Raw genomic sequence first — 7,727 nt, forward strand, 5'->3', positions numbered from 1 at the left:
AGAACTGAATACTTGTGTCGCGACTTAAGAGTGGTTAGAAAAAAGCTACTCATGCTTGCGGCTTTGAAATGCCGTGAGTAGATAATCAATGAATACCTTTTTGCGCTTGGGCATCAGTTGTCTGTCAGCATACACCAAGCTTACTGAAACTTCCGGCATCTCATATTCTGGCAATAGGCGAACTAACCTACCCGTCTTAAAGTGCTCTCTACAAATAAACTCTGGTAATACCGCTAACCCAAGCCCATCCACACAAGCAGTAAGACACGCTGTAATCGTATTTACCCTCAACTGATAAGGTAAATCGATCAATACCGACTCGCCTCCCTCCAGCTGCAAATGCCACTTAGGTAAACGAGCGGCTTTATTGACCACTTCAATCAGACGAAATGGAGATTTTAAGTCTGAGGGTGTTTTGATTTCTCCAAACTGTTCTAGATATTCAGGGCTCGCCACAAGCGTTCTTTTTGAAGTCGTGAGATATCGAGAAACCAGACTCGAATCCACCAGCTCACCAATTTGCGCGTAAAGGTCGATCCCCTCAGCGATTATATCGACTTCGCGGTTGGTTAATTCTAAATTCATCGTCACATTCGGGTGTTCTTTTAAGAAACTGTGAATGTATTGCGCTAATACTTGGTGGCCTAATTCTACGGGGAGCACCACGTTTAAAGGGCCACGAATCAGGTCTTGATTTGCTGAAACTTCTAATTCTGCTTGGTTCATAATCTCTTGCATCTGCATGCTCGATTGGTAAAAACGCTCGCCCTCCGGTGTTAACACTAAACTTCGTGTCGAACGAGTGATCAATCTCACACCTAAATGCTGTTCCAACTCGTCCAGCTTTCGGCTGACAGTCGACTTGGTCATATTCAATGCTTCAGCTGCATGCGTAAAACTACCACAATCAACAACTTGCGTAAAAACAGTCACAGCATTTAAGTCCATCGTACTTCTCCCAAAACCAATTAGTCAGATTTTTGCAACAGTGTTTCCCTTTTTTCCTATCTTATCAATCAATCGAATTCATTTACAATTCGTTACATCTAAACAAAGACAAAATGAGAAAAAAGAAATGACAGAGAACAACAACGCTTCGCAACCAGTAAGCACAAAAAAACGTAAAAAAGCACCGCTTATTGCTACTGCGATCATGCTGTCATTGGGTTTAGCTGGCGCTGGATATTGGTACGGCTATGGCCAGTACTTTGAATCTACTGATAACGCCTACCTACAAGGCGACATTACCAATATTAGTCCTAAAGTAAGTGGCTATATCGTTAAGTCTTATGTGAGTGATAACCAATCGGTTAAAGAAGGTGATTTGTTGGTTCAAATCGATGACCGTGATTACCAGTCAGCACTCGCTCAGGCCAATGCCCATTTAAGCGTGGTGCAATCAGACGTAAAAAATCTAGTGGCACAACAAACATTACAACGTAGCAAAATTAACCAAGCAGAAAGCCGTGTCGATTCCGCACAAGCTGAATACGAACGTGCTATTCAGCAAGTGGTACGTTCTCGTAGCTTACTAAAACGTAACTACGCGTCTCAAGATGAAGTCGATAGCATGGCTGCACAACAAAAAGTCACTCAAGCAGATCTCGAAGAAGCAAAAGCAAACCTCGTTGCGACCAACGATCAATTAACCGTTATTGCTAGCGAGATAGAACAAGCAAACGCATCGGTGACTGAAGCTCAAGCGCAAAGAGATCAAGCTCAACTTAACCTTGATTACACCAAGGTCTACGCGCCAGCAGATGGTGTAATTGGCAAACGCAGCGTACGTGAAGGCTTGTTGATTCAAGCAGGCGCGCCATTGATGAGTTTGGTACCAAACAACCAAGTGTGGATCGAAGCTAACTTCAAAGAGACACAGCTAAGCGGCATTCATAAAGGTCAATCCGTAGAGGTGGAACTGGATGCCTTTCCGGGTCAACCACTTGAAGGCGTGGTAGACAGCTTCTCCCCTGCGACTGGCGCTAAGTTTGCGCTCCTACCACCAGAAAACGCGACCGGTAACTTCACTAAAATCGTTCAGCGTGTACCGGTGAAAATTACGATTCCAGATCAGCAAGAGTTGAAAGGTCGACTGCTTCCTGGTTTGTCTGTGGTAGCGACCATCGATAAACGAGGCTAGACCATGAGTAACGCTGGTGTTGTCACCCACACTAATGATGATGGCGAGGTTTCAAGACGTCATTGGATCGCCCTATTTGGCGGTTTGATTGGCGCGTTCATGGCGATTTTGGATATTCAGATCACCAACTCGTCTCTTAAAGATATTCAAGGTGCGCTATCTGCCACCTTAGATGAAAGCTCGTGGATCTCTACGTCTTATCTTGTCGCAGAGATGATCGCTATCCCACTCAGTGGTTGGCTTTCTAAAGCGCTCGGCAAACGCCGTTATATCACGTGGACGACGGCCATTTTCACCATTTCATCTTTGTTGTGTTCGTTCTCTTGGAACATGACCTCGATGATCGTATTCCGAGCTATGCAAGGCTTCAGTGGTGGCGCTTTAATCCCGCTTGCTTTCTCGTTAGTGATTCAGTTATTGCCTGTTAACAAACGTGCTGTGGGTATGGCACTGTTTGGCGTAACCGCGACCTTTGCTCCATCAATTGGCCCAACGTTTGGTGGCTGGTTGACCGAAAACTTCTCGTGGCACTATATTTTCTATATCAATATCCCACCCGCTCTGCTCGTGATCACCATGATCCGATATGGCTTGGATGATGAAAAGCTCGACCTTGGCACGCTGAAAAAAGCCGATTGGTTTGGTATCGCCACCATGGCGTTAGGATTGGGCTGTCTAGAAGTAGTGTTAGAAGAAGGTAACCGTGAAGAGTGGTTCAGTTCGAGCTTCATCATAGGCTTGAGTATCGTCTCGGCGGTCAGCTTGGTTTACTTCGTGATAAACGAACTGCAACACAAAAAGCCATTGGTTAACCTGCGCCTATTGCGGGATGGGCAGTTTGCGATGTCCTGTATCGCCTATTTGATTCTAGGGATGGCATTGCTTGGCTCTATCTATGTTCTGCCGATGTATCTCACTCAAATTCAGCAATATAACGCGATGGAAATTGGTGAAGTGCTAATGTGGATGGGTTTCCCACAGCTTCTGATATTCCCGATTGTGCCTAAGCTAACACAGATCATTAAGCCTAAGTACTTGGTGACCTTTGGCTTCGCAATGTTCGGTTTCAGTTGTTACGTGAATACGCACATGACGATTGATTTTGGCGGGCAACAGCTGATTTTATCTATGGTTCTGCGTGCTATTGGTAGTCCGTTTATCATGGTTCCGCTCTCTTTGGTTGCGATGAAGAACATCAGCAAGATGGATACGCCAGACGCATCAACGTTAACCAACGTGATGCGAAACTTAGGTGGTGCTTTCAGCATCGCGATTATCGCTACGCTGCTCGACAACAAAACGCGCGAGCATTTGGCGCATATCAAAGAATCGCTGCCTTCAGTTAGCCAATTGGGTTGGCAAACGCTCAAAGATCAACAAGCGTTCTTTATTCAATCAGGAAGTGATGCCGCAACGGCGATGCAACAAGCACAAGCTAGCCTACTTGGCACAATGCAACGTGACGCCGCTATCATGGCTTACAACGATGTGTTCTTAATGATGACGGCGTTCTTGGCTTTAGCTGCAGTATTGATTCTAAATATGCGTGATTAGCGCTAGAGTGTTGTTTAATAAAGCTTCAAGAAAAGAACAACATTTCGAATAAAAATCGAACAATTAAACTGAGAGGTAAGCTTATCGGCTTGCCTCTTTTTTATTTCTAAAACACGTATAACCCAACGAAAATCAGGTAAAAGTAACCTGCGTTTGAAGACTTTCATAAATGTTATCGAATACTCCTTAATTACCAATAGTTTATTGAGTGTTTGCCTGTGATATTGGCACCTTGACAATGTGCAACTTGACGCCTAAATTAAAAATAACATTTGGTATTGAGGAAAATGGATTTGACCTTACCACCTGACCTACGAGTTTTAATTGTCGACGACTCCAAGAGTGCAACTATTCTTATAAAGCAGCAACTCTCGAGCTTGGGCATTGCACATGATTGCATCTTTATTGCGACCGACTATCGACAAGCAATTAAAGCGGTCGAGACTCACTCTTTTCATGTACTCCTCATCGATTACCACCTAGAGCAATTCTTCACGGGCTTTGAACTATTAGGAATTCTGTATCGAAATAGGCTCATCGACCATACGGTTGCGACAATTTTACTCTCCGGGGATATGCGTCAAGAAACGGTATTAACTGCCCTGTCAGGCGAGGCACACCATTTCGTTTCTAAACCGATTCATACTCAGAGGTTAGGTAAAAAGATCCAAAGTGCTGTGTCCGTCTCGAAAAAGCTGACACAACTGAACGAGTTATATCCAATCACCAGTCAGGATAAATTGGCTCAAGCATTAGCAGTCTCGCCTAATGGCACTAGCGTTCAATTCGAAGCGACACTGATTGAACATTTAATTTCAGGTAAGAATTGGCAATTGCTCTCTAGCGTCATTAACAACTCGAAAACCAACATGCACCCGACAAAACTGGTTGCTGAAGCTCTGATTCTCGACAGTTTAGGCAAACAGGATCTAGCCATAGATAAGCTCCACAACTTTCTGATCGCGCAGCCACTCTCATTGAGCGTCATTGATTGCTTAAGCTGTATCTACGAAAAACATAAGATGCTGCTTCCTGCTCTGAAATTAGCGATTCGTGCATTTGAGATGACACCAAGTATCAGCCATCGTGCAATCAGGGCGATTGACTTGGCTGAGAACGCAGACAACACACGTATGATCATAAAGTTAGGTGAGATGTATGCTACCCATATTTCAGCTGCTGACATTGATGTCATTCACTCCATTTGTGCGCACTTTAATTCGTTAAAAGCGACTTATCAGCGCGAGACGCAACTAAAGTACAAACGTATTTTGCTTGAGCACGCCAACCAATTCACCGAGTTAGTAAACCTGAAACTTCCGGTAAAACAACAGCAGCAGGTTTTGGCCAGCCTTGCCCTGTTTCAGAGCAGTATCTTGCTCATCGAAAATAGCCCTCAGGTTGCCCACAAAAAAGTGATTAGAGCTTCAACGCTGTTAGCGAATAATTTCCACAGCCAACCAACTTACTTGCTCGCTCAACTATTACCACTGCTCGTCCATTTTGGGGAGTACTCTCTTTATCACTTAGCAGTGGAATGTCTAAAATCTCGTGGAGAAGCAGTAAACCACAAACTTGAGTCCAAAAATGTCGACCCTTCAACTTGTATAAACATTGAAAACTTTGGGTCAATACAGGAATTAAAAGACTATATTCACAGTTACCCATATTCAGTTGCCGCCAAACTTGACTATATATATGCCGTTCATAAAGCTCATATAGATGAAAAACTTAGCGACGACTATTTAAGAGAAATTTTACAGTTAGAACTTCCTCCAAAATGGAATCAATGGATTAGTGATTCATTAAGATCTGGTTTTTCGAGTAAGCCGCCTAGCCCATTTTCAACATACAGCCAACAGGAGTCTATATGCTAGATATCGATGCCTTAAATGCCTACTTAGATAATGACAGAGAAATAATCTTCGCTGTATTGTCTGTGTATCAAGAAGACCATGGCAATTCATTAGAAGAGATACAAGAACTGGTACAGCAACAAGATTGGGGCAAGCTTCATTTTATCGTACATACATTAAAAGGCATATTAGCCAGCTTCGGCGAAGAAACAGCTACAGCGGCCTTAGAAAGAGTCGAGCAAAACACATCCAATAAGCTAGCACCTCAAACGGACGACCTTTCGGTTATCTACAGCGAAGTAAAAATCATCAATCAGCAAATCGATGATGTGCTCAGCACTTATTAGTCGATAGAACTAAGAGTTACGTGGTGAAACTTAGTAGCCAAAGGAGTTGAGGTACTTGGAAACATTGAACCTCGACTCTTGTCATTTTCTCTCTCAATTTTATAGCTAATCCACACCTATAAATTCATGGTATTTATCTAGATAAACTCAAACATAGCAACACTTTATAGACCACCTACATACATGTCTTGAACGAAAAACCGACACAGTCGATGAGATGCAAAACAGTTAAATATTTGTAGAATTTTTTGTGACATAAACATACGAAATTGCATTTTATTTATTGGTAAAGAAGAAACTGTTACCTACACTTTAATGAAACCAAGCGTTATTCACCTGGTAACATAATAATAAAATAAATAAAACGTTCAGTCGGCTAGATAAGGACAAGGAAATGAACAATGACAGTTTTGCTGCGTTTCAGGGGCTCACGAATGAAACTCCCATTAAAGAATCATTTACTACTGCTACAGAACCTTACGCTCACTATCTAAAGGATATCGTGGGCATTGATCTGTTATCGCGTGAAGATGAATTGTATTACGCAAAGTTGAATCGTGCGGGTGACAAACATGCACGTGACATCATGATCGAATCGAATCTACGCCTCGTTGTAAAAATCGCAAAACGTTATCTAAAACGCAAAGGCAACAACTTCACACTGCTCGACCTTATCGAAGAAGGGAATATTGGCTTAATCAAGGCCATCGATAAGTACGATCCAGAACCCGGCTATCGTTTTTCCACTTATGCTGTGTGGTGGATTCGCGAAAATATTGAAGCGGCCTTAATGAATAAAGGTCGTACCGTTCGCTTACCTGCTCATGTGTGCAAAGAAATTAATAGCCTTGCATCAAAGAAGCTCGATGTAAGCAAAAAAATGCGTAAAGAAATCTCGATCTCAGAATTATCGAATAGCTCAGGTGTAAAAGCTAAACGTGTCGATCAACTGGTCGCGTTAAGCGGGTTTATTGATGTAACAACAACGGTTGGTATCAGCCACGCACCACTCGTATTGGATCAGTGCGAAAGTGAATACATCCCCGATCCTCAACAAGACTGTGAAGACCAATCATTTACACATGCGCTAGAGCAGATCATAAACACACTGCCACCTAAATTGCAGAAGGTTCTTATTCACCGTTTTGGTTTCTTCGACAACAAGGTGAAAACACTGTCTGAGGTTGGACAAATGTTGGATGTGAATGTCTCTAATGAGCGAGTTAGACAGATGCAGAAAGAAGCGGTCGAGAGGATTCAAAAACGACTGAAATTTGATGGTTGGGTCTAAATAGCTAAATAGACATTTAAAGAACAATCACAAGGGTGAGCCTCAAAAGCTTGCCCTTTTTGTTTGCCTGCTTTCTTAGCAAACTTGAGTCATCATAGCTCTCAAAACAAGCAATCATGTTCAGCGAACCCAGGCTGCGTTGAATCACCTTAACGAAGTGGCTCTTTCGCTGCGTAGAATGAGGTAACTAACATAGGTGGTTTCAAGGCAATCTTGCTCCCACAAAGATAGGATACGCTTAGTGGCAAAGTAATAGTCTTTGTTCCTCAATAACATGCCAACCGTGCGGCTGAGTTTCTCAAATCGAACTTGATCGCTTGCCGCAATGTAATCGTCATCACTTTGAATAATGGGAGCCAAACCATCAGTAAACCAATTATTTAGAATTTCTCGCATCTCCAATTCAGACTCAGGCACATCCACACTCGACAACTCACGATGTTGAGGTGGTGGTACGATGTATTTCGACGCTTGTGGCGAACTGACATATCGATACATGTCGCCCCTCCTTTTAATTAACTCTTCTAATAATTAAGGAC

The 7,727-nt window shown here is 42.9% G+C and carries 7 protein-coding genes; 5 read left to right on the forward strand and 2 right to left on the reverse strand.

The window, feature by feature from the left end; translation table 11 throughout:
- Positions 1–45: 45 nt before the first annotated feature.
- Positions 46–948, reverse strand: coding sequence for a LysR family transcriptional regulator (locus tag OCV30_RS21300; protein ID WP_065678420.1), 903 nt, complete (start codon positions 946–948; stop codon positions 46–48).
- Between the two features lie 127 nt (positions 949–1,075).
- Between OCV30_RS21300 and OCV30_RS21305 the strand changes: the two genes are divergently transcribed.
- The 5 genes from OCV30_RS21305 to OCV30_RS21325 all read left to right on the forward strand — a co-directional run bounded on the left by OCV30_RS21305 (position 1,076) and on the right by OCV30_RS21325 (position 7,188).
- Positions 1,076–2,140: an HlyD family secretion protein gene (locus OCV30_RS21305; RefSeq protein ID WP_065678419.1), complete on the forward strand. Its 1,065-nt coding sequence runs from the start codon at positions 1,076–1,078 to the stop codon at positions 2,138–2,140.
- A 3-nt stretch (positions 2,141–2,143) separates the two neighbouring features.
- Entirely contained in the window at positions 2,144–3,694 is a 1,551-nt protein-coding gene (locus OCV30_RS21310; protein WP_065112940.1) for a DHA2 family efflux MFS transporter permease subunit, read from the forward strand.
- A gap of 287 nt (positions 3,695–3,981) precedes the next feature.
- Positions 3,982–5,571: a response regulator gene (locus OCV30_RS21315; RefSeq protein WP_065678418.1), complete on the forward strand. Its 1,590-nt coding sequence runs from the start codon at positions 3,982–3,984 to the stop codon at positions 5,569–5,571.
- Complete coding sequence (locus OCV30_RS21320) at positions 5,565–5,897, forward strand: Hpt domain-containing protein (protein WP_009844988.1); 333 nt, start codon at positions 5,565–5,567, stop codon at positions 5,895–5,897. Before OCV30_RS21315 ends, OCV30_RS21320 begins: the two co-directional genes overlap by 7 nt.
- A gap of 394 nt (positions 5,898–6,291) precedes the next feature.
- The gene (locus OCV30_RS21325; RefSeq protein ID WP_065678417.1) at positions 6,292–7,188 is read left to right on the forward strand and encodes a sigma-70 family RNA polymerase sigma factor; all 897 of its coding nucleotides are present in this window, start codon (positions 6,292–6,294) and stop codon (positions 7,186–7,188) included.
- A gap of 144 nt (positions 7,189–7,332) precedes the next feature.
- Here the strand turns inward: OCV30_RS21325 and OCV30_RS21330 are convergent, their stop codons facing one another.
- Positions 7,333–7,686 (reverse strand): hypothetical protein, encoded by a 354-nt coding sequence (locus OCV30_RS21330; protein WP_065678416.1) that lies wholly within the window; start codon positions 7,684–7,686, stop codon positions 7,333–7,335.
- Positions 7,687–7,727: the final 41 nt, after the last annotated feature.

The sequence above is a fragment of the Vibrio atlanticus genome (genome assembly GCF_024347315.1).
In the GTDB taxonomy this organism is placed as follows: domain Bacteria; phylum Pseudomonadota; class Gammaproteobacteria; order Enterobacterales; family Vibrionaceae; genus Vibrio; species Vibrio atlanticus.

Bases quoted from the DNA above. Each gene is read 5' to 3' on its own strand.
- OCV30_RS21300 (WP_065678420.1), bottom strand. From the start codon at position 948: ATGGACTTAAATGCTGTGACTGTTTTTACGCAAGTTGTTGATTGTGGT.
- OCV30_RS21305 (WP_065678419.1), top strand. From the start codon at position 1,076: ATGACAGAGAACAACAACGCTTCGCAACCAGTAAGCACAAAAAAACGT.
- OCV30_RS21310 (WP_065112940.1), top strand. From the start codon at position 2,144: ATGAGTAACGCTGGTGTTGTCACCCACACTAATGATGATGGCGAGGTT.
- OCV30_RS21315 (WP_065678418.1), top strand. From the start codon at position 3,982: ATGGATTTGACCTTACCACCTGACCTACGAGTTTTAATTGTCGACGAC.
- OCV30_RS21320 (WP_009844988.1), top strand. From the start codon at position 5,565: ATGCTAGATATCGATGCCTTAAATGCCTACTTAGATAATGACAGAGAA.
- OCV30_RS21325 (WP_065678417.1), top strand. From the start codon at position 6,292: ATGAACAATGACAGTTTTGCTGCGTTTCAGGGGCTCACGAATGAAACT.
- OCV30_RS21330 (WP_065678416.1), bottom strand. From the start codon at position 7,686: ATGTATCGATATGTCAGTTCGCCACAAGCGTCGAAATACATCGTACCA.